We start from the raw sequence: 26,993 nt of genomic DNA on the forward strand, positions 1-26,993 counted from the left end.
GTCAGTCATGCTGCGAGGTCGGCGACGAAGACCCTCCCACTGGTCGGCGGTCGGACCTGCGGGGGCGCCGCAGTGGCGCACCCCCGAGCAGTCGATCCGCCGTCGGCCCACCGACCTGTCCCCGCAGCCCGAGCTGTCCCGCGACCCGGCGTACCGGGCTGCCCGCTGTGCCGAACTCCCGGGCGCGCGGGCGCATTCCGGCTCCCGTGCGCTGCCGAAGGCCGTCGCCGTACTGTCCGGCAGGCAGTGGGAGGCCCGCCGGGCAGTTACGGCGACGGCGGCCCGGTTCACGGGGGCGCCCGAAGAATTCCCGGCCTCGACGAGCAGCTGTGACGGCTGACGCGTCGGGCTGCCCGAGCTACCCGAACCGCCCGAGCCGCCGCCTCCGCCCGGCGAACGCGCGGCACGGCGCACGTGCGCCCTGGGGAACCCGCGGCCCGCGCCGGGCGCACGGCGATGCACCGGGCGCACGGCGACGAGCACGTCATCACCTACGGCGGCGGAGGCGTCGTCGCCGTGGCCGTCGGTGGTGCGGGCGGTGGTGCGGGCACGGCTGCTGCGGCGGAGTCCGGTGGGCGGGCCGAGGCGGTCCAGGGCGGTGCCTCGCGCTGCTGGGTCGCGGCGCACGAGTCCGCCGTGGGTGGACAGGGGGCGCCGCACGGCTGCGGACCCCGCGGGCGCCGCCGTCGGACAGCCTCGGCCCGGTCTCCACCAGAACGCGGAGGTCTCGCCGGACTCAGGAGCATTCCAATCTGTCGAACATGCGCTTAACGATGGTGCAGACCATGGCCTCGATGGCTTCCCAATCAGGAGGGTCGCCCTTTTCTCCCTTTTCTCCGCGATCACCCCGGGGCCCGGGATCGCCCTTCTCACCCTTTTTGCCGGGTTCACCTCGCGGTCCGGGGTCACCCTTTTCTCCCCTGTCGCCCGGCTCCCCGTCGCAGCCAGGAGGACCGGGAATGCCTTGGGGTCCCTGCTTCCCTTGTTCGCCACGCGGCCCCGGGTCGCCCTGTTCCCCCTTGTCTCCTTTTTCGCCCTGCCTTCCCGGCTCACCCTTGTTGCCCTTGTCGCCTTTCTTTCCCCGGGGGCCTGGCTCGCCCTTCTCTCCCCGCTCGCCCTGCTCTCCGTCCCTGCCGGGGTCACCCCTGCATCCCCGCTCGCCCTGAGGTCCGGGATCTCCCTTGTCGCCTTTTTCTCCTCGCGGCCCGGGGTCGCCCCGGTCTCCCTTGTCCCCCTTTTCGCCCTCGGCTCCCCTGTCTCCCTGCCTTCCGCGGGGGCCGATGTCTCCCTTCTCGCCCTTCTCTCCCTTTTCGCCCCTGGCCGGTTCCCTGATGGTGACCGACAGGGTCTCGGTCGCCCAATCGCAGTCGACATACTTCCTGAGCGCGACGGTGGCCTCGCCGAAGGGGGCGTCGGGGAGGAGCGTGAAGTCGCCCACCCAGTAAGAGGTTCCGCACACAGATGTGAGGGCGTGCCACGTGCCGGATCCGCCGGGGCAGATCTGGCTGCTGTACTCGACCGTTTCCCCGCCGCACGGTCCGGGCCAGAACACGATGATCTGGGTGGTGACACCCGGGAGCAGTGCGTCTCCGAAGAGAACGAAGACCGAGGAACTCGTGGTGATCGGCGTGGCCATACCTCCTCCTTCGAAAGCGCCCGGGAAGTATGGGTGGTGACGGTGCTCATTGCGCATCCATCTTCACCATGGGGAAGAATTGTTCGCAAAGTCGACCGTCGTAGGCCCGTGGAATCGAAGGCAACCGGAATTATTCATTCCCCCGAGCGCAATCCGGGGCTCAATGAAACACTGGCGCCACGGTCGTGCTGGCGCCGACGGTGAATATCGTCCGACTCTGTGCCGGGGATCTACCCACCGGGTGTCCGTGGAAGCCGCTTTTCCGTGATTACGCCCGACAAGGTGAATCGGGGGAAGGCGTGTTCATCTCAACTGGTCTGTTGTTCCCGTGCCATGTGTGTGACGTGGCTCTGCGTAAACCATCCCGCACAAGGAGACGCACGGCTGTCTTTCCAGAGGAGCTTTCCCCCGGGGATGTTCTCAGGAAACTCTGCGGTGCGAGCGGCGCTTCCGTGTCGGTGCGGAATTCGGAATTCTTCTTTCTGCCGGGTGAATGATGAGGCGGGGAAGAGCTTGTGAGTTCCTTGTGCCGGGGGGCATGCCGAGGAAATGCCGGGAAAGTGCCGGGAAAGTGGCGGGGAACCCGGAGCGGGTGCGGAGCGTGCCTGGCCGGCATGGCCTGGGGGGCGGAAACGCGCCATGATGGCCGGATGAATACGAGCACATCGGGCTCCCCGGCCGCCGCCGGGCCCACGCTGTCACAGGTGCTGCGGCAGGCCGGTTCCGGCGTTCTCGATGTGGCCGTCGCGCCCCGTGGCACCGATGTGCCGGTGACCGATGTGGTGCTGCACGATCCCGGGGACGCGCTCGGCGGTCCCGGGGAGGCTTCGGGGCTGATACTGCTCGCGGTCGGCCTGGAGGCCACCTCGCCGGAGGCCGAGGAGGCGGTACGCGCGGCCGACCGCGCGGGGGCGGCCGCGGTGGTCATGCGGTGCGGCGCGCAGGGTGTGCGCCCGGCGCTGGCGGAAGTGGCCGCGCGGGGGCGTACCGCGTTGCTGACCCGAGGGGCGGGGATCGGCTGGACCGATGTGCTGGGCCGGCTGCGGACCGCCCTGGCGCAGAGCACCGGGACCGGCTCGCAGGCCGTGGACGGGCTGCGGCTCGGCGATCTGTCGGGGCTGGCCAACACGGTGGCGGACCTGGTGGGCGGTGCGATCACCATCGAGGATCCGCAGTCGCGGGTTCTGGCGTACTCCCGGATGGACCGCGAACCCGACCCGATGCGCAGGCTCACCATCCTGGGCCAGCAGGTTCCGCGCTGGCGCGTCGAGGAGCTGCGCGAGAGCGGCTTCTTCCGCGCCCTGTGGAGTGCCGAGGGCGTGGTCCGGCGGCCCGCCGAGGGCCCGTACGCCGAGCGCCTGGCCGTCGCGGTGCGGCACGGGGGCGAGGTCCTCGGTTCGATCTGGGCAGCCGCCGACGGGGCCGCGCTCTCCGAGGAGTCGGAGGCGGCGTTGCGCACGGCGGCGCGCGCCGCCGTGCCGCACCTGGTCCACCACAGGGAGTGGGGCCGGGAGGCGGCGCGGAGACAGGAGGAGGCCGTGCGGACGCTGCTGGCGGGGGAGGCCGACGTCGAGCAGGCGGCGCAGATCCTCGGCCTGGCGCCCGACCGGTCCTACGCGGTGGTGGTGGCGGAGGCCCATGACACCGGGACGCTGGACGCCGCGGTCCGGGGCGCGGGCGGCGGCGCTCCCGCTTCGCCCGTCGACACGGCCGAGCAGCGCGTGCTGGACGTGCTGGCGCTGCAAGCCGCCGCCCACCGGCCGGGATGTGTGACGGCGCGCTCGGGCCGGCGTCTCTTCGTCCTGGTTCCCGCGGCGGAGGACGCGGAGGACCCTGCCGAGCCGGTGCGGCGACTGGTGGCGACGGCGCGTTCGGTGCCGCGCACCGTGGTCTTCGCGGGGATGGGCCCGGCGGCCGGGGATCCGACCGGTCTGCCCGCTTCCCGGGAGGCGGCCGAACTCGTGGTGCGGGTCCTGCGGCAGCGCGCGTCGGCGGGACCGGCGGCTGCGCGGGAGTCGGCGTGGGCGCTGCACGGGGAGGTCGTCTCCCAGGCGGCGCTGCTGCGCGTCATGGATCATCTGGAGCCGCTGTGGCGGGTCTTGGCGGGCCCCGTGCACGACATGGTCGCGCACGACCGGGCGCACGGTTCGCAGTACGGCGCGTCGGCCGCGGCCTATCTGCACGCGTTCGGCGACACCGCGAAGGCCGCGGCGCGTCTCAACGTCCATCCCAACACGCTGCGCTACCGGCTCCGCCGGGCCCGCGAACTGTTCGGCGTCGATCTCGGCGACCCCGACGGCCGGTTGCTGGCGGACCTCGGACTGCGGCTCGCCCGCCACAAGCCGTGACCGGGGCGGAGGCAGATCCCGCTTCAAGATCGTTTTCTTGTCGGGGCGCACATCCGGGCAGCTCCGAGATGGTCGTCCGGGCTGAAGACGTGTCCTTCGTCTCCGTCGAAACTGTCATGGCGACTCGCGTCCGCCGCCCGGGCCGGCTCCCTCGGAGACGTCCGGCGGCGGCACAGGCACAGGGCGGGTCGTGTCTCTTCCGACGTAGGTATCGAGGTGTGGTGCACGTGACTTCCGGTCTGGCCGAGCGACGGCGAACGGCCCGTGAGGCGGCGCTGAAGGCCGCCGTCGCCGAAAATCTGCTCGGCCCGCACGCGCCGGTGATCGGCCTCCTGGACGTGGACGGGGTGCGGTCCGCCGTCGCCGATCTGCACCAGGCGTTCGAGGGGCCCGCGACGGTGCAGCACACGTTCGCGGCCAAGGCGTGCGGCCTCGTCCCCGTGCTGCGGCTGCTCGCACGGGCCGGAATGGGGTGCGAGGTGGCCTCGCCCGGCGAACTCCAGCAGGCGCTCGCCGCGGGCTTCGGCCACGACCAGCTCGTCTTCGACAGCCCCGCGAAGACCGTGGAGGAACTGGAGTTCGCGCTCGACCACGGCATCGCCGTCAACCTGGACAACTTCCAGGAACTCGCCCGGGTCGATCGTCTGCTGGACGGCCGGGACGCCGCCGGTCCCGTCGGGCTGCGGGTCAATCCGCAGGTCGGCGCGGGAGCCATCGGTGCCATGAGCACCGCGACCGCCACCTCCAAGTTCGGTGTCGCGCTCCGGGACCCGGGAGCCGTCGAGGCGGTCGTCGAGGCGTTCGCCGCCCGGCCCTGGCTCAACCGGCTGCATGCGCACGTGGGTTCGCAGGGATGTCCCCTGCCCCTCATCGCACAGGGCGTACGGGCGGCCTACGAGTTGGCCGAGCAGATCAACGAGACCCTGGGGCGCCGCCAGGTGACCGGCCTGGACATCGGGGGCGGTCTGCCGGTGGACTTCGGCACCGACGAGGACCGGCCCCGCTACGCCGACTACGTGGCGGAGCTGCGTGCCGCCGCGCCCGGGCTGTTCGACGGCCGGTACACCCTGGTCACCGAGTTCGGCCGCTCGCTGCTCGCCAAGAGCGGCACGATCGCCTCCCACGTCGAGTACACCAAGTCGGCCGGCGGACGCGACATCGCGGTCACCCACGCCGGCGCCCAGGTGGCCACCCGTACCGTCTTCATGCCGGACGCCTGGCCGTTGAGGGCCGGTGTCTTCGACGCGCGGGGCGAGGCCAAGCAGGGGCCGCAGCGGACCGTGGACATCGCGGGCCCCTGCTGCTTCGCGGGGGATCTGACGGCCGTCGGACGCGAGCTGCCGGAGATCGCTCCGGGCGACATCGTCGCGCTGTACGACACCGGCGCCTACTACTTCTCCTCGCACTTCTCCTACAACTCGCTTCCCCGGCCGGCCGTTTACGGCTACCGCGTGGACGCCGGGGGACGGGTGGCGTTCGCTCCCGTCCGGTCGGCGCAGAGCCTGCGCGAGGTGGTCGAGGAGAGCGGAGCCGCGCACACCGAGGCCCTGCTGGCACTGGCCGAGGACCCGGGCGCGGAGGACGCCGCGCCGGGCCGGGACGAGCAGGTGAGCGCATGAAGCGGGTGCTCATCTCCGCGGACATGGAGGGCGCGACGGGTACCGTCCTGCCCACCGACGTGGCCGCCGGGACCCCGGAGTACCAGCGCTTCCGCCGCCTGCTCACCGGGGACGTGAACGCCGCGGTCGCGGGCTTCGCGGACGCCGGAGCGGACGAGGTGATCGTCAACGACGCGCACTGCGGCATGAACAACGTGCTCATCGAGGAGCTGGATCCGCGCGCGCTGCTGATCACCGGCCGCCACAAGCCGCTCGGCATGATGCAGGGCCTGGAGGACGGTGTCGACGCCGTGGCCTTCGTCGGCTACCACACGGGCGCGGGCGAACAGGGCGTTCTGGCGCACACGTATCTCTCGCACAGCATCCTCGGGGTCCGTATCGACGGCCGTCCCGCCGACGAGGGAACGCTCAACGCCCTGGTGGCCGCCGAGGCGGGGATCCCCGTGGTGCTGGTGACCGGCGACGACGCCACCTGCCACCAGGCCGCCGCCTACGCACCCGGCTGCCGCACGGTCGCCGTGAAGAGGGCGATCTCCCGCCACGCCGCGGTCTGCCGCACCCCCGCCGCCACCTCGGCCGAGATCCGCCGGGAGGCCGCGGCGGCGCTCGGCGCACCGCTCCCGCGCCCCGCGACGGAGGCCGCGGGCCACGTCGTGGAGATCGATCTCGACAGTCCTCACCAGGCAGAACGTGCCTGCTCACTTCCCGGAGTGACCGCCTCCGGCCCGCGCCGTGTGCGTCTGGAGAGCCCGGACGCCCGCGAGGCGCTCCGCCGCTTCCGCGCCCTGACCTGGGTGATCGGCGGCGGCCGCGAGGGCGACTGGACCTGACGGGACCGCCACCGTCCCCCTCGGTCCCGCCCGACCCGCTCGCCCGAGCCCGACCCGGTTCCGCGGGCCCAACACCCCCCCGGAGCACCGCACGGAGGTACGCCCCGCGGCCGCTCCCCGCCCTCTCAGGAGTACCCATGTCCACCACCTCGCCGGACAGAGAACAACCACGACTGAACCGCTCACTGCGCAACCGTCACATGTCGATGATCGCCATCGGCGGTGCGATCGGTGCGGGGCTCTTCGTCGGCAGCGGATCGGTGATCAAGACCGCGGGGCCGGCCGCGATCATCTCCTACTGCCTCGCCGGGGCACTCGTGCTGTGCACCATGCGCATGCTGGGGGAGATGGTCGTGGCACGGCCCTCCACGGGGTCCTTCTCCGACTACGCGCGCACCGCGATCGGCCCCTGGGCCGGGTTCACCATCGGCTGGCTCTACTGGTACTACTACGTCATCATCGTGGCCGTCGAAGCGGTCGCGGGCGCCGCGATCCTGCACAACTGGATCGATGTGCCGCTGTGGGTGCTCGCCATGGGCCTGATGGCCGTGATGACCGCCACCAACCTGTTCTCGGTGAAGTCCTTCGGCGAGTTCGAGTTCTGGTTCTCCTCCGTCAAGGTCGCCGCGATCGTGGCCTTCCTGATCGTCGGCGGGCTCCACGTCTTCGGTGTCTGGCCGGGCAGCTCCCTCGACTTCTCCCATCTGACCGCGCACGGCGGCTTCGCGCCGAACGGGACGACAGCGATCTTCTCGGCCATCGTCGTGGTCATCTTCGCCTTCGGCGGCGCGGAGATCGTCACCATCGCCGCGGCCGAGAGCAAGGAGCCGCAGCGCTCCGTGGCACGTGCGACCACCGGCATCATCTGGCGGATCATCCTCTTCTACGTCGGCTCCATCGTCCTCGTCGTCACGATCGTTCCGTGGGACAGCGCGAAGGTGCTCGCGAGCCCCTATGTCGCGGCGTGGAACGCGATCGGCCTCAAGGGCGCGGGCACGGTGATGGACGTGGTGATCCTCACCGCCGTGCTGAGCGTGCTCAACTCCTCGGTCTACGTCTCCTCGCGCATGCTGTTCGCGCTGGCCTCGCACGGGGACGCCCCCCAGTGGTCGGTGAAGACCAACAAGCGCCAGGTGCCGGTCCGCGCCATCCTCGCCGGGACCGCGGTCGGATGGATCTCCGTGATCCTGGCCTACGTCTCGCCGGACACGGTCTTCAGCTTCCTCGTCAACTCCTCCGGTGCGGTCGCGATCTTCATGTATCTGATGATCGGTGTCTCCCAGCTGAGGATGCGGCGACGCCTGGAGCGCGAGGACCCCGGGCGTCTGACCCTGCGCATGTGGCTCCACCCGTATCTGACCTGGCTGGTGATGGCCGGCTTCGCCGCCGTCCTGGTGGCCATGGCCGTGATCGACGACCAGCGGGCGCAGCTGTTCACCAGCCTCGGCAGCCTCGCCGTGGTCCTGCTCGCCTACACGGCACGCCGCGCCTTCGGCCCCCGCCGAGCGGCCGCCGCCCCGGACACCCCCGACGCGGACGACGCCACCACGGACCGGGAAGCGCACTCCGTCTCCGCGACCTGACCCCCCGCGCGGACCGGCCCCCCAGGTCCGCGCCGCCCGCCGCAACGGCCTCACCCCGGACGGGATCGCCGCCGCCCTCCTCCAGGCGGGCGTCCACCGCGGCGTCCCGGCCGCGCGCTCCGCGTTCGCTGTGGCCCGCCGCGTCCTGGGCGGAGACCGCCGACCCGAAGCGGGGGACCGCGTCGCCGGGGGAGCAGCGGGCGGGCCGGGCCGGGCGTGGCTGCCCGGCGGACCGTTCATCCTCCGGGGACGGGCACCCGTACGGCGTGTGCGGTCGGGGCCGTGGTGCCGTCGGCCGTGGCGATCAGCAGATGGCGCCCTGTGCCGGCCGGGCGCAGGGCGTAGCGGCCGTGGGCGTCGGTGTAGGCCACGTCCGCCTGGGTGCCGTTCGGATCGATCAGGGTCACCGGGGTGTGCGGCAGCGGGTGGCCCTCGGGGCCGCGCAACTGCCCCCGGATCAGGCGGTCGTCGGCCGGGAGCGGCAGCCCGTCGCCCAGTGCGGCGCGCAGCCGGCGGAAGGCGTCCCGGGCGTCCGGGGTCGCCCAGTCGGCGGGGAGCGGGTCGCCGGACCGGGGCGGGGTGCCGTGTTCGGCCGCTTCGGCGAGGCCGTGAAGTGCCCGGGCGGCGCTGTCCCGTTCGGTCGTGGACAGCGGCCGGGCGGCCAGGTGGAAACCGAGCTCTTGCAGGGCGAGGAAGGAGGGCCACAGGGCGAGCGCGGCCTGCGAGGGCCGCAGGTCGGCGAGCGCTTGGCGGAAGGCGTTGCCGGTGTTCTGGAGCGCGGTGAGCACCGTGCGCCGCCGGATGTACTCGGCGTGCGGGCCGGAGGCTTCGGCGGTCAGGGCGCGTACGGCGGTGGCCAACCGGGCGCGCAGCAGGGCCGCGTCGGGGCGCCGCCACAGCGCCGGCACGGTCAGGACGGCGACCGCGCAGCCGAGTGCGGTGGTCAGCAGCCGGTCGTCGAGCAGGGGCAGATAGGGGCCGGAGCCGCTGTAGGACAGGGGCAGCACGCCCGGGGTGAGCACCACCATGGCGAGGGCCGAGTTCTTCGCCAGGAAGGGCTGGGCCAGGCCGACCAGGGCAGCGGCGAGCAGCACCACCACGGCCTCGGCGGGGCGCAGGGCGAGCACGGCCGCGGTGGCGCCGAGCCCGACCAGCGTGCCCAGGCAGCGCTGCACCGCCCGGTTGACCGTACCGACGCCGTCGGACGCGAGCAGTACCGAGCCTGCCGCGATCATGGCCCAGCCCGGCTCGGTCAGCCCGGACAGGTGGGTGAGCACCCCGGCCGCCAGTACCGCGCCGCCGGCCCGCGTCGCGTGCCGCCAGGCGAAGGAGCGCCTGCGGAGGCCGGCGGCCAACGCCGTCCGCAGCGAGGGGTACCGGGCGCAGTCGGCGGGGCGGTGTCCGGCGGGCGCGGTGGTGCGGAAGGACCGTCGGGCGTCGGCGAGCGCCCGGTGCAGGCGTGCCGTCGCGTCGGTGGGAGTGCGGTGCCGGGAGGCGGGCGGCGGGTCGGGGTCCGGGCCCTCGTCCGGTGCCGGGCCCCGGCCGCGCCGGGCCTGCTGCTCCAGCCGCTGTGCCGTCGTGGAGGCGGCGGCGTGCCAGGCGTCCAGCGCGGTGCGCCCGGTGGTGTGCGGCAGCGCTCCGGCGGCGGCGACGGCGGTGGCCGCGTACCGGCAGAGGTCTGCCAGGCGCTGCCACTCCCCGCTGCGCCGCATCGCCTCGGTGGCTCCCCGGCGGACGGTCTGCCAGGTCACGTCCAGGTCGGTGACCGCGGTGTGGCGGGCGGCTTCGGCCCGCTCGCTGCCGGTTGCGGCGATGAGCGCCGCGAGGGAGCGGTAGGCGCGGGCCACCGCCCGGTGTTCGGCGGCCCGCCCCACCGCCAGGGTCTCGGCGAGGGCGATCAGCCAGCCGGCGGCGGCTCCGGCGGCTGCCCAGCCGAGCAGGGCCGGCAGTTGACCGGTGGTCACCGGGGTGGCGCCGCACAGGGAGTAGGCGAGCAGGTAGAGGAATCCGCCCGGCGGCGCGGCCCGGAGGACCAGGCACAGGTAGTAGCAGCCGGCGGTGAGCGCCGCCCCCGTGCCGATCACCGCCCAGGGGGAGGCGTGCACGGCGGAGAGCGTGAACCCGGCCATGGCGGCCAGGACCAGGGCGACACCGGTGACGGGGGCGAGCCGTCGGCGGTGTGCCGCGGGGGTGCGCTGCTCCAGCATCACGTTCCAGCTGCCGACGAAGGCGGCCAGTCCGGCGGTGAGCCCGGCTGCCCACACCCCGCAGAGGAAGACGGCCGCACCGGAGCCGGCCACCAGCAGCGCCTGGCCCCACAGCCACGGGCCGGGGTTGAGGGCCAGCACGCCGCGGAGCGAGAACCGGGCCGTCGGCGGGGTCTGGATGCCGGGGCGGGCTCGGACGGGCAGGGAGATCACCTCGTTACTAAGGAGCCTTACTTAGGGGAACTTAACACAGGGGGGCCGGGGGAGCTGGTTAGGCTGCTGGCATGGGGCAGAGCGACGTGGCAACGAGTGACGTCTGGCGGGCGGGGGTGCTTCTGCGCGAGGTCCACCAGCGCAAACATCAGGCGATCGACGCGGCGCTGAAGCCGTGCGGAACCTCCATGTCGCAGTACGTGGTGCTGCTGGCGATCGCCGAGCAGCCGGACGCTTCGTCGCACGAGGTGGCGGTGCGCACCGCGCAGACGGACCAGTCGGTGGGCGCCATGCTGCGCCGGCTCGTGGACGGCGGGCTGGTGGAGCGGACGGAGGGCCCCGGGCGGATCTACCGTCACCGGCTCAGCGCACCCGGGCGCGCGCTGGTGGAGCGCTGCGAGGGCCCGGTGGGCAGGGTGCTCGCCGAGGAGTTCTCGGCGTTGAGCGCCACGGAGATGGCACAGCTCAGGGAGCTGCTGGAGCGGCTGTAACCGGCGTCGACCGGCGTCGACCGGCGTCGACCGGGGGCGATCGGTGGTGCCCGTGGGCTGCGGGCCGCCGGGTGGGTCCGGGTGAGGCTGCCGCCCCCGGGTCGGTGGGCGCAACGGCCGGGTTGTCGGGGCGAGGTCGAGCGGATGTGCCGCCGTCGGTCGGTGGGCGGCAGCGGTCCGGTCATGGCGGTGCCGAGGTGTGGGCCGGTCGGTGGAGCCGGGGTGAGGGTCCGGCCGGAGCCGTGGTGGGGGCGTGGTCGGTGTCGCGGTGAGGATCCGGTCGGCGTCGTGGTGGGGGCGCGGTCGGTGTCGTGGTCAGGGTCCGGTTGGAGCCGTGGTGGGGGTTCGCTCGGAGGTGTGGTCGGTGTCGCGGTGAGGGGGGGGGCGTTGGGGACGTCCCGCGTGCTCGGTCCCTTCGTGTCGTGCACGGCCCGGGGGTTGACAGCTTCGCGGCGTACGGCGTCTCCTGTCTAAGGTTCCTTACTCCTTAGTGCTTAACTATTTTGCCGGGGTTGGCCGGCCCCGCGGGAGGATCAGGTGGTGCAATGAAACCGGGCCCCTTCGACTACATCGCCCCCGCGGCGCTGCCCGAGGCGTTGCGGCTGCTCTCCGACACCGAGCGGGATGGCAAGGTGCTCGCCGGCGGCCAGTCGCTGATCCCGATGCTCAACATGCGCCTGGCCCGCCCGGAGTTGCTCGTCGACATCACCCGCATCCCCGAGCTGGACCGGCTGGGCGTGGACGCGGACGGAGCGCTGCGGATCGGTGCCTCGGTGCGGCAGTCCACCGTGGCCGCCGACCCCGCGGTCCGCGCCGGATGGCCGCTCCTCGCGGCGGCGGTCGAGCGGATCGGACATCCGCAGATCCGCAACCGCGGCACCGTCTGCGGCAGCCTCGTCCACCACGACCCGGCCGCCGAACTGCCCGCTGTGGCACTCGCGTTGGACGCGCGGTTCACCGTGGCCCGGGCGGGCGGCAGCCGGACCGTGCCGGCCGGGGACTTCTTCCGCGGCACCTTCACCACCGATGTGGAGCCGGAGGAGATCGTCACCGAGGCGGTCGTCCCGCCCCTCCGGGCCGGCACGGGCTGGGCCTTCCGCGAACTCGCCCAGCGGCGCGGCGACTTCGCCGCCGTCGGCCTCGCCGTACTGCTGCGGGCCGACGGCGCCGCGGTCGGCTCGGCGCGTCTCGTCTACTGCGGCGTCGGCGGCACTCCGGTGCGGGTGCCGGAGGCCGAACAGGCCCTTGTCGGCCGGGAGTTCGGCGCGGCGTCGAGGTCCGACGCCGCCCGCGCGGTGGGCGCCGTCCTCGACCCGCCCGGGGACGTGCACGCCAGTGCCCGGTGGCGACGGGAAGCGGCGGAGGTCCTGCTCGCACGGGCCCTCACGGAAGCATGGGAGCGCACGACATGAACGTCGGCACCGGCCCTCGCCGGGCGCAGCAGCCGCCGCTGCCCGAGCCCACGGCCTGGCACGAGGTGTCCCTCACCGTCAACGGCGAACCGGTCGCCGCCCAGGTCGAGTCGCGGCTGCTGCTCAGCGATCTCCTGCGGCAGCGGCTCGGCCTCACGGGTACGCACGTCGGCTGCGAGCACGGCGTCTGCGGGGCGTGCACGGTGCTGATGGACGGCGTCCCCGTGCGCTCCTGCCTCACCCTCGCGGTGCAGGCCGCCGGAGCGGACGTGCGCACCGTCGAGGGCCTCGCCGGGGACGGCGAGCCGCTCGGGCCGGTGCAGCGCGCCTTCCACGAGCAGCACGGCATGCAGTGCGGCTTCTGCACCCCCGGCTTCGTGATGACCTGTACCGCGCTGACCGGGCGCGCCGAGCGTCCGGACGAGGAGACGGTGGCCGACGAGCTGAGCGGTCATCTGTGCCGGTGCACCGGCTACCAGAACATCCGCGCCGCGGTGCGCCAGGCGCTGGACGAGAGCTTCGGCCCGCAGGAGGCGGAATGAACACCTCGCAGACCGGCACCCGGCAGACCGGCACTCGACAGACCGGCACTCGACAGACCGGCACTCGACAGACCGGCGCCCCGCGGACCGGTGCCTCGGACACCGGCGCCGCGTCCGGCGGCCGGGCGGCGGACGGTCCCTGGATCGGGCGCGCCCTGCCGCGCGTCGAGGACGAACGCCTGCTGCGCGGGCACGGCCGCTACGTCGACGACATCCGGCTGCCCGGCACCCTGGAGGCCGCGTTCCTGCGCAGCCCGCACGCGCACGCCCGGATCACCCGGATCGAGACGGACGCCGCGCGCGCCATGCCCGGCGTGCGCGCCGTCTGGACCGCGGCCGACATCGCCGGCCTCGCGCCGGTGGTCAACGAGGCCGAACTGCGGGTCCCGGAACCCCTCCGGCGGGAGCTGGACCCGCTGGTGCGCTCGCTGCCCCACCCCCTGCTCGCCGACGGCCGGGTGCGCTTCTCCGGCCAGCCGGTGGCCATGGTGGTCGCGGAGAGCAGGTACCTCGCGGAGGACGCCCTGGAGGCGATCGAGGTCGACTACACCCCGCTGCCCGTGGTGGTCGACCCCGACGAGGCGCTGCTCCCCGGCGCCCCACTGATCGAGGAGAGCTGGGGCGACAATCTGGCGCTGGAGGCCGCCACCTCGGTCGGGGACCCGGACGCCGCCTTCGCCGGCGCCGCCGTGGTGATCGAGGAGGAGTTCCGTGCCCACCGCCATGTCGCCTCCCCGATCGAGACCCGCGCCGTGCAAGCCGCGCCGGGCGCGTACGACGGGCGGCTGACGGTGTGGTCCAACACCCAGACGCCGCACCGGCTGCGCGACCACCTCGCGCAGACGCTGGGGACGGCCGCCGAGGCGGTGCACGTGGTCGCGGTGGACGTCGGCGGGGGCTTCGGCCAGAAGGGCATCATCTACGTCGAAGAGGTCCTCGTCCCGTACGCGGCACGGCAGTTGGGCGTGCCCGTGCTGTGGCGGGAGGACCGCAACGAGAACCTCACCGCGGCCTCGCACGCCCGCGAGCAGGTGCACCGGATCGCGCTCGCCGCCGACGCGGACGGAACGCTCCGCGGGCTGCGCGACGACTTCGTGGTCAACTTCGGCGCCGGCACCTTCACCGGACTGGTCGTGCCCTACAACTCGGTGGTCCATCTGCTCGGCCCCTACCGGGTGCCGAACGTGGACATCCGGGTCAGGGCCGCGCTCACCCACACCGCGCCCACGTCGCCCTACCGCGGCGCCGGCCGCCCGGAGGCCGTGTTCGCCATGGAGCGGGCCCTGGACCGGCTGGCCCGCGAACTCGGCATGGAACCGGTCGCGTTGCGCGCCCGCAACCTGATCACCCCCGGCGAACTGCCCTACCGCACGGGCCTCCTGGACCGGTCCGGCAATCCGCAGGAGTACGACTCCGGCGACTTCCCCCAACTGCTGCGCCGTGCCGAGGAGATGGCCGATCTGCCCGCGGTGCGCGAGCGGCAGGCCGCACTCGCGGCAGCAGGCTCGGACCACCGGATCGGTGTCGGCTTCGCGGTCTATCTGGAGGCCACCGGGCTCGGCCCGTTCGAGTCGGCCCGCGCCTCCGTCCTGTCCGACGGGCGGGTGCGGATCGCCCTGGGCACCCCCTCGCAGGGGCAGGGCCACCGCACCAGCATGGCGCAGATCGCCGCGGACGCGATCGGCGTCCCGTTCTCCGCCGTCGAGGTGGTCGGCGGTGACACCGACACCGTGCCGTACGGCGTGGGCACGATCGCCTCGCGAGCCCTGGTCACCGCGGGCAACGCCACCCATCTTGCCGGGCGGCGGCTGCGGGAGCGCATCCTGGCCGCCGCTTCCGCCCGACTCGGCGTGCCCGCAACGGAGTTGACCCTGGACGGGGATGCCGTCGAGCACCATCCGACCGGTGTCCGGGCCGGACTGGCCCAGCTCGTCGCCGAGGGCCACGAGCTGAGCGAAACCGCCCACTTCCACCCGCCCGGCTTCACCTTCGCCGGCGGGGCCGGCGTGGTCGTCGTCGATGTGGACACCGCCACCGGCGAGGTCACTCTCGACACCTGTGCGATGGCCCACGACGCCGGGCGGATCGTCAACCCGGTGATTGCACACGGCCAGATCGCCGGCGGCGTCGCGCAGGGCATCGCCGGAGCCCTGTACGAGGAGATGCGCTACGGCCCGGACGGCCAGCCCGTCACCACCACCTACATGGACTACCTGGTCCCCACCTCCGCCGAGGTGCCCGACCTGGAACTGGCCGAGATCACCACACCGAGCACGCTTAACGCACTCGGGGTCAAGGGGCTCGGCGAGGGCGGCGCCATCGCGCCGCAGGCGGCCATCGCCAACGCCGTGGAGGACGCCCTCGCCCCGTTCGGCGTGGTCGTCCGGCGCGGCCCGCTCACCCCCGACCGCGTCCGCGGCCTCCTGCGCGAGGCGACCGGCACCACCGCACCGGCCACCGTCTGAACACCCCGGGAGCTCCACAGTGCAACTCGACAACAGCTTCACCGTCCCCGTCGGGCTCGACGACACCTGGCAGCTCTTCCAGGACATCGGCGCGGTCGCCCCGTGCATGCCGGGCGCCGTCCTGGACACCGTGGAGGGCGACAGCTTCACCGGACGGGTCGGGGTCAAGGTCGGTGCGGTCCGGATGAGTTACCGCGGCCGGGGCACCGTCCGCCGCGACGAGGCGGAACACACCGTCGTCCTCGAACTGAGCGGCAGCGAGACCCGCGGGTCCGGAACCGCCTCGGCCGAGGTCACCGCCCGGCTCACGCCGGACGGGGACCGCACCCGGGTCACCGTCCGCACCGACCTCGCTCTCACCGGCCGCCCCGCCCAGTTCGGCCGCGGCATCCTGGCCGAGGTCGCCGACGGCCTCGTCCAGCAGTTCGCCGCCCGGCTCGCGGAGTACCTGAGCACGCACCGGCAGGACGGCGGCGCGCCCGGTACCGCCCTGCCGGGGCCGGGCACCTCCACCGCGCCCGCCCCGGCCGAGCCGGACGCCGTGGACCTGGGCGCCGCCGTGCTCCCCGTCCTGGCCCGGCGCGCCGCCCGGCCCGCCGCCGCACTCGCCGGCGCCGGCCTGCTCGCCTGGCTCCTGGCCCGCCTGCTGAGCAACTCCCGCCGCAGGGGCTGAGCTTCGCCCGGGCGGCGTCCGGCCGTGAGCCGAGCGGCGCGGTGGCCCCTCGACCGGACGACCGGAGGGGCTGGGCCCAGCCCCGCCGCGGTGGCGGTAGAGCCGCGCACATGGCTTCCAGGACGCCCGGCGAGCAGGTCTCTGGCGCCGGCCCGACCTCAGCCCGACCCCGCGCGAGAAACGCGACAACACGACGGTGGATTTCCGTCGTTTGCCGACCGGATTCCTTTTTTCGGTTCGGTTTCGGCACTCCGGCAGCCCCTGTACATCTGGCGGCGGAATCGGCACCGCGACTCGAAACCGCGGTGTCGGGCCGTCCACTTGAGAACCCATCGGTCCGGTGACCACGGAGAATGAAAGGGGCCGAGTGGGAGGTCAGTGGCGTCTGTGAGACCCGGGGTCGAAGGCGACTCGGCGGTTTTCAATCCATCGAGAATGTGAAGGCTCCGTTCGGGAACACCTATTTCATTCAACACGTTCACGGTGCCCCGGCCTGGCGCTCCTTGCGTGGAAAATGCCCATGGAATTCCCTGTGAGGACAGGTGATCTCGGGAAGGGGAGGACCACGGCCCAGGCTGCTTGCCGCAGCGAGCCCGGTCACCCAGCCGCCCCCGGCACCCACCAGTTCCCGGCGTTCCACATCGGCGCAGCTTGCTGGAGGATACGACATGCCCCGCCACCGCACACCCAATGAGCGTCTGCCCAAGTTGCTGGACGAGGCAGGCTGGTCCGGCACAGCGCTGGCGCGAGCGGTCAACGGACTGGGGCGGGCACAGGGTCTGGCGCTGCGCTACGACCGGACCTCGGTCGCGCACTGGGTCAAGGGCTCGTGCCCACGCCAGCCTGTGCCCGCACTCGTCGCCCAGGTACTGAGCACGCGCATCGGACGGCCGGTGACCGAGGCAGAGACCGGGCTTGCCGCCCGCACGGGCCCGTCCCGGCCGATCGCCGCGGAACTGGTCGAGGACGACGACCCGGTACGGCGTCTCACACACCTGGTGAAGGCGGACTCGGACCGTCAACAACGCCGGTTACTGCACCACTTGGTCTACGACCCGGGCTTCCGTACCGAACGGCGACGTCCCGCCCGGGAAGATGTGGTCGCTCCCCGACACACACGAGAGGCCCCCGGCCCCGGAGCGATCTCCGACATGGCCGGGGTCTTCTTCCAGCAGAGGGAGCGGTACGGCGGCACGCAGGGACGGACGGCGCTGGTCGCCTACCTCGCCGACTACGCCGTCCCCGTGCTGACCCGGGCCGCATCCGCCTCGCAGCGGCGCGGCCTGTCCAGGGAACTCGCCCGGGCCACTCACGTCCTGGCGATGATGTGCGAGGACAGCAACCTGCACGGACTCGCACAGCGCTACCACGGAGTCGGCCTGGATCTCGCCCGGAACGCGGACGACGACGCGCTCACGGCGATCGTCCTGCGTGCCCTGAGCGTCCAGGCATCCCGGCTGGGGCACGACCGACGGGCGCTCACTCTGGCCCACGAGGCCATGCGTGCGGCTCACCACTGCGAACTCTCCCCGGTGCGTGCGTTCGTTCTCGCGCAGCGAGCCGTCGCCCACGCCGGTGCCGGTCTACGCCGGGAGGCCGTCGACGATCTCTCCGCCGCCGAGCGGGAGTTGGGCGCCTCCACTCCGGACGCCGGCCACTACTTCGGGTGGTACCCGCCGGCGGCGTTACGGTTCCAGGAGGGCCAGGCGCTGCTCGCCCTCGGTGACAAACGTGCCGGGATCAGGGCGCTGGAGGCATCGGTGAGCACCCGGGCCCCCGAACAGCGGCGGGCGCGGGTGCTCACACGCGCCCGGCTGGCCCAGGCGCGGCTGAGCCTGGGGCATGTGGAGGACGGATGCCATGACTACGGCCTCTTCCTCGACGAGGTCTCCCATCTCTCGTGCCGGCGGGCGACCTCGACCCTCACCACCCTCCATGCCGCTCTGTTCCCTTTTCACCGCTACCGTCCGGCGCGCAGCCTTTTGGCGCGCTCGGCGCATGTCCGGGACGAGGTGACGCGGCACGATCCCCCGCACCGGAGCTGAAGCGGGAGGCTGCGGGAGCAGGGTACTGCCGCCGGCCGGGCCGTACGGGCGGGGCAGTGCACGGGCTGCTCACCGCACGGTGAAGTCACCGGGATCGGGCGTGGCCAGAGCGTCGGCGTACTGTTTCGCCGTCCAGGGCCACACCTCGGGGTCACCGTGCTGGTTGAGATACCAGCTGTGGCAGCCGGCCGTCCACACGGTGGCCGGCAGGGCCTGACGCACACGTGCCCGGAAGCGGTCGGTGGCCTCCCGGGTCGGCGCGATGGTGCTGATGCAACTGCGGCGCCAGATGTCGATCCACTGCACCACATAGCGCGCCTGGACCTCACCGACTGCGGTGATCGAGTCGTTGCCCACCGGACTGTGGGGCCCGATCAGCATGAAGAAGTTCGGGAAGTCGGGGTGGGCGATCCCGTAGTAGGAGGTCGCTCCCTGCGCCCACGCCTCGCTGAGGGAACGGCCACTGGGCCCGGTGAGCTCGGCCGGTCGCAGATAGGAGTGGGCGTCGAATCCCGTGGCGTAGATCAGCACATCGGCCTCGTGGAGGGTGCCGTTCTCCGTCTCGACACCGTGCGGGACGAGGCGGGTGATCCTGTCGGTGACGAAGGAGACGGACGGGTGCTGAGCCGCACGGTAGTACCGGTGGGACATGACGATGCGCTTGCACAGGGGCGGATAGGCCGGAGCGAGACGGCGACGCAACTCGGGGTCGGTCACCGTGCGCAGATGTGCCCGGCACAGTCGGCCGATCAAGCGCCTGCGCCAACCGGGTTCGACGAAGGCAGGGGAGAAGAACCAGTAGTAGAGGGCGAACAGAAGCCGGCGCTCGGCCTTGTGCAGCCGGGGGAAACGCCGCCGCAGTCCCCGAGCGACACGACCGGTACGCCAGTTGGGAAGGGGCAGGACCCACTGCGGTGTGCGCTGGAAGACGGTGAGGCGGTGAGCGGTACCGGCGAGGGCAGTCACCAGCTGGACGCCCGTGGAGCCGGTACCGACAATGGCGACACGTTTTCCCGCGAGGTCGACCGAGTGGTCCCAGCGGGCCGAGTGGAAGGCCGCGCCGCGGAACGCGTCGCCTCCCTCCAGGGCAGGGGTCCTCGGCCGGTGGAGAAACCCGGTGGCGGAGACGAGGAAGTCGACGGTGAAGGTTGTGCCGTCGGCCGTGACCGCCTGCCATTTCCCGTCGGCGAAGCGGGCCGAAGTCAGGCGTCGGCCGAGCAGAATGTGCGGCCGCAGCCCGTATCGGTCCACCACTCGCTCCAGGTAGTCCCTGATCTCGGCGCCGGGAGCCATGCAGGACGACCAGTCCGGGTTCAGCGCGAACGAGTACTGGTAGATCGCTGCCGGAACGTCGCAGGTCAGCCCGGGGTAGGTGTTGTCACGCCAGGTACCGCCGATACGGTCTGCCTTTTCGACGACCGTGATATCGGTGATCCCGGCCTGCTTCAGCCGCACGCACAGGCCGATGCCGGACATACCCGCCCCGACGACCAGCACCGCGGGGTTCCTCGGGGCGTCCCGGCCGACGCCGGGGACCGTGTCCATGACGCGTTCTCCTTTCTTCAGGCAGGTCGAGGTGTGCGGAGCTTCCCCGCGGGCCGGCTCAGGAGGCGAGCAGTGCGCGCACCAGCCGGTAGAGATACGCATCGTCCAGAGCGGCCGCGTGATGGCCGGCCCGCTCCAGCGCCGTCCAGGTCTTTCCGCTGTGCAGGGCGGGAGACTCGCGCTCGGCTCCGATTCCCAGCAGCCGGCGGCCGGCCTCGCCCAGACCGTGCAGGGGGAGCACGTGAGGGTGTTGCCGGTGGTCGTCGGCCATCCGCAGCCATTCCTCCCGGCCGACGGAGCGCATCTCGACACCCGTGCGCCGGAGCGCGGACACCACGCGGCTCAGCGGCAGCGGATCCGGCCGGAAGAGATGAAACACCTCTCCCGCCGCGCACGGCACCGTGGAGAGCGTCACCAACTGGCGGGTGACCTCGTCGACCGCCTCCACCGGGAAGGGGGGGACGCCCTCGGGGGCCGCGCCCAGAGCCGCCACCGCCCGGATGAGCGGCGCGAGCACGTCCGAGCCCGAGGTGCTGCCGGTCCTGGAATGTCCCGTGACCACAGCCGGCCGATAGATGCTGCTGTGCACTCCCCGCTTCTGCGCTCCGTCCAGTTCACGCTCGGCGGCCGCCTTGGTCTGTCCGTAGCCGAGCGGTTTCCCGGTCCTCACGGTCGGCTTGCTCGTCTCGTCGACGTGCGGGACACCGGCACGGCGTGCCGACATGAAGACGCTCGCCGAGGACACGTGGTGGAAGCCCACCGGGTCGCCTCGACGGTCGGCCGCGGTGGCCGCGAAGCCCAGCAGGTTCCGGGTACCGCCGATGTTCACCGGGGCCAGCTGCCGGTAGGGCGCCGTCAGATGGACGTGGGCGGCGCAGTGGTATACGGCAACGGTGCGCTCGACCAGCTCTTCGTAACGGCGCGGGGCGAGGCCGAGCTGCTCTCGGCGCAGATCCGCGGCGACGGCGACGAGCCGGTCCGGTCCGGCGCACCCCCCGACCTCCTTCAGCCGTTTCCGGAGCCGTCGGGCCGCGGCCTCGTCCTCGGGGGCACGGATCAGACAGTGGACGGTGCTGTCCGTGGCCTCCAGCAGCGAGCGCGCCAGGTGTCCGCCGAGCGATCCGGTCACGCCCGTCAGCACGATGTCCCCGGTCATGCGGCGCCTCCGAGGTGCGACGGCAGTCGGCCCCACAGGTAATGGGCCAGCGCACGGGCCGTCCTATGTGTCCGGATGTCGTCGGGGGTGAGCCGGACGCCGGTGCGTGTCTCGATGCGAGTCCGGAGTTCCAGCGTCCCCAGGGAGTCGAGCCCGCAGCTGTCGAACGGTCGGTCGACGTCGACGTGATCGCGGATGATGGCGCCGGCCTCTTCGCTGACGAAGCGCCGGAGCCTGCCGGGCCGTTCGTCCTCCGGCAGTTCACGCAGTTCGTGCAGGAGCGTGGAGTGTTCCCTGCCACTGGTCCCCGAGCGGAGTGCCGCGGCGAAGGGGCCACGTTCGGCGAGTGCGGCGAGCGTGGGGTTGCCATGGCGAGGGGCGTAACCGGTGTACGTCCGTGTGTGCCGCAGCATCGACAGGAAGGCGTCGGCGCCTTCGCCGGGGCGGATCGCCGCATGACCGCCCTTCTCGGCGAGCGCCGTGGCACGTCCCACTTCCGCCCATACACCCCAGGCGATCGCTTGAGCGGGCAAGCCCTGAGAACGGCGCCAGTGCGTAAAGGCGTCGAGCCAGCTGTTTGCCGCCGCGTAGGCGCCCTGCCCGGGGGAGCCGAACAGGGCCGCCCCGGAGGAGAACGAGCAGAACCAGTCGAGAGGGTGGCCTTCGGTGGCGCGATGGAGATTCCAGATCCCGTGCGCCTTGGGGGCCCAGTCCCAGTCGATGATCTCGTCGGTGATGTTGGCCAGCGTGGCGTCCTCGACGACCGCTGCCGCGTGGAGCACGCCGCGGAGCGGCAGCCCCGTCGCGCACGCCGCCTCCACCAGGTGCGGTGCGGTCTCGGGCGCCGCGATGTCACCGCACACCACCTCGACGTCGGTACCCACCGCGCGCAGCCCGTCCACGACCCGGCGGGCCTCCTCACCCGGCCGGGAGCGGGAGGTGAGGACGATGCGGCCGCATCCCTCTTCGGCCATCCGTTGCGCGAGGAACAGACCGAGTCCGCCGAGCCCTCCGGTCACGATGTAGGCGCCGTCCCGGCGGAGGACGGGAACCCGGTCCGGCGGGATCACGACCTCGGACCGGGCGCCGCGGTCCACGCGCAGTACCAGCTTCCCGTCGTGCTGCGCGTTGCTCATCTCACGGACCGCGTCCGCCGCTTCGTGCAGAGGCCGTGAGGTGAGCACCGGCTTCGGCAGTATGCCCTGCGCCACCTGTGCGCAGACCGTCCGCAGCAGCTCCTGCACGAGGCCGGGATGCGTCTCCCGCAGCAGACTCAGATCCACCAGGTGGAAGGAGAGGTTGCGACGGAAGGGATAGAGGGCCAGCCGGGTGTTCTCGTAGACGTCCCGCTTGCCGACTTCCAGGAACCGGCCGCCGTCCGCGAGGAGTTCGATACCGGCTCGCTGGGCGGGCCCCGGCAGGGAATTGAGCACGATGTCGACGCCGTATCCACCGGTCGCGTCCCGCACACGGTCGGCGAACTCGGTACCACGCGAGTCGTATACGTGCTTCACGCCCAGCTCGCGCAGCACCTTCCGTCGCCGGGGACTGCCGGCGGTGGCGTGGATCTCCGCTCCCGCCGACCGGGCGACGGCCAGTGCGGCCCGTCCCAGTCCGCCGGTCGCCGAGTGGATGAGCACACGCTCCCCCGGCGCCATCCGCCCCTGTGTGTGCAGCGCGTACCAGGCGGTGGCCCCGGCGGCTGCGCAAGCGGCGCCCTCCTCGTCCGAGAGGTCCTCGGGCAGGGGGACGGCCAGCCGGGCGTCGCAGGTGACGAAGGTGGCCCACGTCCCGGTGCCGGGGTCGGCGGTGCCCGCGACACGGTCGCCCACCCGGTGTCCGGTGACGCCCTCGCCGACAGCGGCCACCGTGCCGGCAAAGTCCACGCCGAGTTCCGGATCGTGCGCCGCTTCGCCGAAACCACGCCCCAGCACGTTGAGGACGTCGACGAAGTTGACACTGGCCGCCGTGACCGCGACCTCGATCCGGCCCGGCCCCGGGGGCCGCCGGTCATGCGCGGTCGGCTCCAGCGTTCCGGGATCTCCCGGGACGCGGACCCGAAGACGCACGCCGTCGTCCGCGTGGGCCGCCGGGGCCCGGTGGCGCTCCTCCGGGCCGAAGGGCGCGCTGTGCAGGCGTGCCGCGTACCGCACACCGCCCCGCCACGCCGTCTCGTCCTCTTCCCCGCCGCAGAGCAACTCCCGGACGACGTCGGACACCTCCGTTGTGGCCGCCTCCAGATCGATTTGGGAGGCGCGCAGCCCTGGATGTTCGACGGCGAGGGTTCGCACCAGGCCGCGCAGGCCGGCCTGGTCGAGGCTGATCTGATCGGAATCGAGGACGTGCTGTGCCGCACGCGTCACCACGTACAGCCGTGGCGGAGAGGTCAGATCCGGCAGCAGCCGGGCGGCCCGGACCAGTTGCCTGACCTGTTCACGCCCGCGTGTCGCCGAGTCGGTGTCCGGCGTGAGGCCGTGCGGAGCCGGCGCCAGATACACCACACCATCCAGCCCGGTCACCTCCTCCGTGCTCCGCGGGACGGAGCGGAGCACCGCACAGGAGGCGACGTGCCGCCGCAGAGCCGCGGCCAGCTCCTCGCCCAGTGGCTCGTCGGAGATCACCAGCCAGTGCCCCGCGGCGTCGTCGGAGGGGCCGGGCCCGAGCTGCCGTGGGCTCCAGCTCACCGTCATCAGGCGCTCGTCCCGCAGCGCGTCGGCCCGGCGTCCGTCCGTGCCCGCACTGCCCATCCGTATGCCCCGGACGCACAGAAGCACGGAGCCGTACTCGTCGACGACGTCCAGGTCCGCCGTCACCTGCCGCTCGTCCGCCGCCGTCACCTCGGTCACGCAGTAGCGGGCCTCGCGCAGCGGCCCGTGCCGGCTCACGTGCTCCACACCGAGCGGCAGGAACAGGCCCCTGGACCGCCCGGGTTCGACGAGCGTCACATACGCGGCGGCGGACTGGAAACAGGCGTCGAGCAGCGCCGGGTGCACCACGTAAGCGCTCTGCTGCCGGTGGAGTGCCGCCGGGAGAGCGAGTTCGGCGAGCAGCGTCGAGGTGTCCTCGCACAGGTGGACGCGCGCGAGCCCGGAGAAGGCGCTGCCCAGAACCACACCGCGTTCGCCGAAGCCCCGGCGCAGCACGTCGCCCTCGGTGGTCCCGGTATGCCCCGCACGCAGGCCGGACACGTCCCGCGGGAGCGGCTCTTCCGGAGCCCCGCCTCGCAGACGCGCGGCGGCGCGCCGGACGGGGGCCTGACCGTCCATGGTGTGCACGGCGAAGGCCGCCTGCTCCGGCGCCTCGGTCTCCGTCGTCACCGAGAGGGGAGTGTGCTCATCGAGTAACAGCATGTCTTCGAAGGTGAGGTCATGCACGCACGCGCTCTCGCCGAACAGCACGTGCGCGGCGGAGAGCGCCATCTCGCAGTAGGCGGCTCCGGGAAGTACGGGCACGCCACCCACTTGGTGGCCGGAGAGCCACGGGAGCGGGCCGGTTCCCACATCGCCCTGCCAGGCATGCCGCTCCTGTGCTTCCGGAAGCCGTACATGAGAACCGAGCAGCGGATGCTCTCCCGCCGCGCCGGTGTGCCGGGGCCCCTCCCCTGTCCGGAACATCAGCTGCCTGTGGGTCCAGGAGGGCAGCGGGGCATCGACCAGCCGTCCGTCGGGGCACACGGCGGCGAAGTCGACGGCGGCCCCGGCACAGTGAAGGGCGGCGACCGTGGGCAGCAGCCCGTTCGGCAGATCCATGTCGCGTCGCATGCAGACGACAGTTTCGGCCGGGTTGTCCTCGGCCTCCGCCGTCTGCTCGACGGCTCGCGCGAGCAAGGGGTGGGGGGACAGCTCAGCGAATACCCGGTGCCCGTCCTCCAGAGCGGCCCGCACCGCGTCCATGAACCGCACCGGCTGACGCAGATTGTCCACCCAGTAGTCCGGTCCGAACTCCGGCTCGACCAGGGGATCTTGCAGGCACGTGCTGAAGAAGGGGACAGCGGGCCGCTTCGGAGCGAGGCCGTCGAGGCACTCGGCGAGCGGGTCGAGGACCGGGTCCACCTGCGGAGAGTGCGAGGCCACCTCCACCTGGACCTCGTGAGCCGGCACCCCTCGCCCTTCCCAGGAACGCACCAGACGCCGCACCGTCTCCCGGGCCCCGCTCAGCACCGTGCTGTGGGGGGAAGCGACGACGGCCACCCCCACATCCGTGAGGCCCTGGCCCGCCAGCTCCGCACGGACGTGCTCGGCGGGCAGTTCCACCGACGCCATCGCACCGGTACCCGCGATCCGGGCGCACAGTGCCGAACGGCGGCAGATGACCCGGACCCCGTCCTCCAGGGAGAGAGCGCCGGCGACCACCGCAGCACCGACCTCACCCATCGAGTGGCCGATCACCCCGCCGGGAACCACCCCGTGAGCGCGCAGCGCGGCAGCCAGGCCCAGTTGTACGGCGAAGAGCACCGGCTGCACCCGCTCCATGCCCGTCACGGTCTCGTCGCCGCACATCGCCTCGGTCACCGAGAAACCCGCCTCACGGGCGATCAGCGGTTCGGCCTCGGCGACGGCTGCCGCAAATCCCGGCTCGCGTGCCAGGAGTTCACGCCCCATACCTGCCCACTGCGAACCGTGGCCGGAGAACACCAGGACAGGTCCACGGTGCTGACCGGGCGCGACGATCGGCCGCAGGACACCGTCGTCAGCCAGCTCCCGCAACCGCCCCGCGAGAGCGGAGAGATCCGGTGCGAGGGCGACAGCCCGGACGGAGCGGTGCTCACGGCGCCGGGCCAGGGTGTACGCGACATCGCGGGCCGCCACACGGCCGTCGCTCTCCTCGGCCCATTCGGCCAGCCGCCGGGCGGTCGTCCGCAGCTCCTCCACGGAGGTCGACGAGACCGGGAAGAACAGGCTCTCCGGCTCACCGGGCGAGGGAGGCGGAGAGTCGGCGGCGGTCTCCGGCGCCTGTTCGAGCACCGCGTGCACATTGGTTCCGCTCATCCCGAAGGACGAGACCACCGCGCGCCGTGGTGTGTTCCCCCGCGCAGGCCACGGCTCGGCCCTGTCGGGCACGAACAGACCGGTCTCGGCGCCGCGTAGCGCCTCCGGGAACTCGGTGAAGTGCAGGTTGCGCGGGATCGTTCCGTGCAGCAGAGCGAGAACGGCCTTGGCCAGACCGAGCGCACCCGCCGCGGCTTCGGTGTGACCGAAGTTGGTCTTGGCCGAACCGACCGCGCACCTGCCCTCGCGCCCGTAGACCTCGCGCAAGCCGGTGAACTCGATCGGGTCGCCCACCGGGGTTCCCGTCCCGTGTGCCTCCACCAGGCCCACCGTTCCCGGCTCGACCCCGGCGTCCCTCAACGCGGCTTCGTAGACGCTTACTTGGGCATCCCGGGAAGGCTCGGTGATTGTGCCGGTCCGCCCGTCCTGATTCGTGGCGCTTCCCCGTACCACGGCGAGGACCCGGTCCCCGTCACGGCGGGCGTCTTCCAGGCGCTTCAGGAAGATCACGACACAGCCTTCGGAACGCACGAACCCGTCGGCGGAGGCGTCGAAGGCCCGGCAGCGTCCGGTCGGCGAGAGCATGCCCTGCGCCGACGCCGAGGCGCTGACCTCCGGCACGAGCATCACCATGCAGCCGCCCGCCAACGCTGTGTCGGTCTCGCCCTTTTGAAGGCTCTGGCAGGCGAGATGGACGGACAACAGGCCGGAGGAGCAGGAACTGTCGAGCGTCACTGCCGGCCCGGTCAGTGCCAGGGCGTACGCGATCCTGCCCGAGGCCATGCTGGAGGCGTTGCCGGCGAAACCGTAGGGACCTTCCAAGTTCCCCGTGTCATGGCCTATCAGGGCGTAGTCGTCGTGGGCCTGCCCCAGGAAAACGCCAGTCCTGTGACCCGCGAGGGTCGAAGGCGGCAGACCGGACGACTCCACCGCCTCCCAGGAGGTCTCCAGCAGCAGCCGGTGCTGCGGGTCCATCGCGCGCGCTTCGCGGTCCCCGAGACCGAAGAACGCCGAGTCGAAGCCCCCGACGTCGTCGAGGAAGCCGCCCCAGCGGGACACCGAGGCACCGGCGGCACCCACTTCCGGCGCGTAGTGCTCCTCCACGTCCCAACGGTCTGCGGGTATCTCCGTGATGGCGTCCTCACCGCGCAGCAGTGCCTGCCAGAGCCTGGCGGGGGAGTCGACACCGCCGGGGAGCCGGCAGCCGATACCCAGGACGGCGACGTCAGTCGAGCTCATC

15 protein-coding genes and 1 pseudogene are annotated in these 26,993 nt (G+C 72.6%); 11 read left to right on the plus strand and 5 right to left on the minus strand.

Annotated features, from left to right (window positions below):
• Positions 1-736: 736 nt before the first annotated feature.
• Entirely contained in the window at positions 737-1,636 is a 900-nt protein-coding gene (locus SCA03_RS02315; protein WP_107429098.1) for a collagen-like domain-containing protein, read from the minus strand.
• Positions 1,637-2,286: 650 nt separating this feature from the next.
• On the opposite strand from SCA03_RS02315, the gene SCA03_RS02320 reads away from it, so the two are divergent.
• The 5 genes and pseudogenes from SCA03_RS02320 to SCA03_RS37140 form a co-directional block, all read left to right on the plus strand.
• A complete protein-coding gene (locus SCA03_RS02320) occupies positions 2,287-3,984 on the plus strand; it encodes a PucR family transcriptional regulator (protein ID WP_086817501.1) in 1,698 nt (565 codons plus the stop codon).
• A 227-nt stretch (positions 3,985-4,211) separates the two neighbouring features.
• A complete protein-coding gene (locus tag SCA03_RS02325) occupies positions 4,212-5,603 on the plus strand; it encodes a type III PLP-dependent enzyme domain-containing protein (protein WP_086817503.1) in 1,392 nt (463 codons plus the stop codon).
• Complete coding sequence (locus tag SCA03_RS02330) at positions 5,600-6,433, plus strand: M55 family metallopeptidase (protein WP_030875013.1); 834 nt, start codon at positions 5,600-5,602, stop codon at positions 6,431-6,433. The genes SCA03_RS02325 and SCA03_RS02330 overlap by 4 nt, the downstream gene beginning before the upstream one ends.
• A 137-nt stretch (positions 6,434-6,570) precedes the next feature.
• Positions 6,571-8,016, plus strand: a complete 1,446-nt coding sequence (locus tag SCA03_RS02335; protein ID WP_187767651.1) for an amino acid permease — start codon at positions 6,571-6,573, stop codon at positions 8,014-8,016.
• A 34-nt stretch (positions 8,017-8,050) separates the two neighbouring features.
• Positions 8,051-8,143: pseudogene (locus SCA03_RS37140) on the plus strand (carboxymuconolactone decarboxylase family protein); the annotation flags it as partial.
• A 109-nt stretch (positions 8,144-8,252) separates the two neighbouring features.
• On the opposite strand, the gene SCA03_RS36720 reads toward SCA03_RS37140, so the two are convergent.
• A complete protein-coding gene (locus SCA03_RS36720) occupies positions 8,253-10,436 on the minus strand; it encodes an FUSC family protein (protein ID WP_086815529.1) in 2,184 nt (727 codons plus the stop codon).
• A gap of 71 nt (positions 10,437-10,507) precedes the next feature.
• On the opposite strand from SCA03_RS36720, the gene SCA03_RS02350 reads away from it, so the two are divergent.
• From SCA03_RS02350 to SCA03_RS02375, 6 genes are all read left to right on the plus strand, one after another.
• Entirely contained in the window at positions 10,508-10,927 is a 420-nt protein-coding gene (locus tag SCA03_RS02350; protein ID WP_030874996.1) for a MarR family winged helix-turn-helix transcriptional regulator, read from the plus strand.
• Between the two features lie 545 nt (positions 10,928-11,472).
• Positions 11,473-12,339 carry an FAD binding domain-containing protein gene (locus SCA03_RS02355; protein ID WP_086815530.1) on the plus strand — a complete coding sequence of 289 codons (867 nt, stop codon included), beginning with the start codon at positions 11,473-11,475 and terminating at the stop codon, positions 12,337-12,339.
• Complete coding sequence (locus SCA03_RS02360) at positions 12,321-12,881, plus strand: (2Fe-2S)-binding protein (protein ID WP_212767694.1); 561 nt, start codon at positions 12,321-12,323, stop codon at positions 12,879-12,881. The genes SCA03_RS02355 and SCA03_RS02360 overlap by 19 nt, the downstream gene beginning before the upstream one ends.
• Entirely contained in the window at positions 12,878-15,346 is a 2,469-nt protein-coding gene (locus tag SCA03_RS02365; protein WP_141275173.1) for a xanthine dehydrogenase family protein molybdopterin-binding subunit, read from the plus strand. The genes SCA03_RS02360 and SCA03_RS02365 overlap by 4 nt, the downstream gene beginning before the upstream one ends.
• 19 nt (positions 15,347-15,365) lie before the next feature.
• Positions 15,366-16,019, plus strand: coding sequence for an SRPBCC family protein (locus SCA03_RS02370; RefSeq protein ID WP_030874987.1), 654 nt, complete (start codon positions 15,366-15,368; stop codon positions 16,017-16,019).
• A gap of 668 nt (positions 16,020-16,687) precedes the next feature.
• Positions 16,688-18,064 carry an NsdA family TPR-like regulatory protein gene (locus SCA03_RS02375; RefSeq protein ID WP_086815531.1) on the plus strand — a complete coding sequence of 459 codons (1,377 nt, stop codon included), beginning with the start codon at positions 16,688-16,690 and terminating at the stop codon, positions 18,062-18,064.
• A 69-nt stretch (positions 18,065-18,133) separates the two neighbouring features.
• Here SCA03_RS02375 and SCA03_RS02380 read toward each other — a convergent pair whose 3' ends face one another.
• The 3 genes from SCA03_RS02380 to pks2 are packed head-to-tail and all read right to left on the minus strand — an operon-like array spanning position 18,134 to position 26,992.
• On the minus strand, positions 18,134-19,609 hold the full coding sequence (locus SCA03_RS02380; protein WP_086815532.1) for a flavin-containing monooxygenase: 1,476 nt from the start codon (positions 19,607-19,609) through the stop codon (positions 18,134-18,136).
• Between the two features lie 58 nt (positions 19,610-19,667).
• A complete protein-coding gene (locus tag SCA03_RS02385; protein WP_086815533.1) occupies positions 19,668-20,765 on the minus strand; it encodes an SDR family oxidoreductase in 1,098 nt (365 codons plus the stop codon).
• Entirely contained in the window at positions 20,762-26,992 is a 6,231-nt protein-coding gene (pks2, locus tag SCA03_RS02390; RefSeq protein WP_086815534.1) for a sulfolipid-1 biosynthesis phthioceranic/hydroxyphthioceranic acid synthase, read from the minus strand. The genes SCA03_RS02385 and pks2 overlap by 4 nt, the downstream gene beginning before the upstream one ends.
• Between the last annotated feature and the right edge of the window lies 1 nt (position 26,993).

It is taken from the genome of Streptomyces cacaoi (genome assembly GCF_006539165.1).
Taxonomy (GTDB): Bacteria; Actinomycetota; Actinomycetes; order Streptomycetales; family Streptomycetaceae; genus Streptomyces; species Streptomyces cacaoi.

Excerpts from the sequence above, each read along its gene's own strand:
- SCA03_RS02380 (WP_086815532.1), bottom strand. The coding sequence starts at position 19,609 with ATGGACACGGTCCCCGGCGTCGGCCGGGACGCCCCGAGGAACCCCGCG.
- SCA03_RS02365 (WP_141275173.1), top strand. The coding sequence starts at position 12,878 with ATGAACACCTCGCAGACCGGCACCCGGCAGACCGGCACTCGACAGACC.
- SCA03_RS02350 (WP_030874996.1), top strand. The coding sequence starts at position 10,508 with ATGGGGCAGAGCGACGTGGCAACGAGTGACGTCTGGCGGGCGGGGGTG.
- SCA03_RS02335 (WP_187767651.1), top strand. The coding sequence starts at position 6,571 with ATGTCCACCACCTCGCCGGACAGAGAACAACCACGACTGAACCGCTCA.
- SCA03_RS02320 (WP_086817501.1), top strand. The coding sequence starts at position 2,287 with ATGAATACGAGCACATCGGGCTCCCCGGCCGCCGCCGGGCCCACGCTG.
- SCA03_RS02360 (WP_212767694.1), top strand. The coding sequence starts at position 12,321 with ATGGGAGCGCACGACATGAACGTCGGCACCGGCCCTCGCCGGGCGCAG.
- SCA03_RS02375 (WP_086815531.1), top strand. The coding sequence starts at position 16,688 with ATGCCCCGCCACCGCACACCCAATGAGCGTCTGCCCAAGTTGCTGGAC.
- SCA03_RS02315 (WP_107429098.1), bottom strand. The coding sequence starts at position 1,636 with ATGGCCACGCCGATCACCACGAGTTCCTCGGTCTTCGTTCTCTTCGGA.
- SCA03_RS02385 (WP_086815533.1), bottom strand. The coding sequence starts at position 20,765 with ATGACCGGGGACATCGTGCTGACGGGCGTGACCGGATCGCTCGGCGGA.
- SCA03_RS02330 (WP_030875013.1), top strand. The coding sequence starts at position 5,600 with ATGAAGCGGGTGCTCATCTCCGCGGACATGGAGGGCGCGACGGGTACC.
- SCA03_RS02355 (WP_086815530.1), top strand. The coding sequence starts at position 11,473 with ATGAAACCGGGCCCCTTCGACTACATCGCCCCCGCGGCGCTGCCCGAG.
- pks2 (WP_086815534.1), bottom strand. The coding sequence starts at position 26,992 with ATGAGCTCGACTGACGTCGCCGTCCTGGGTATCGGCTGCCGGCTCCCC.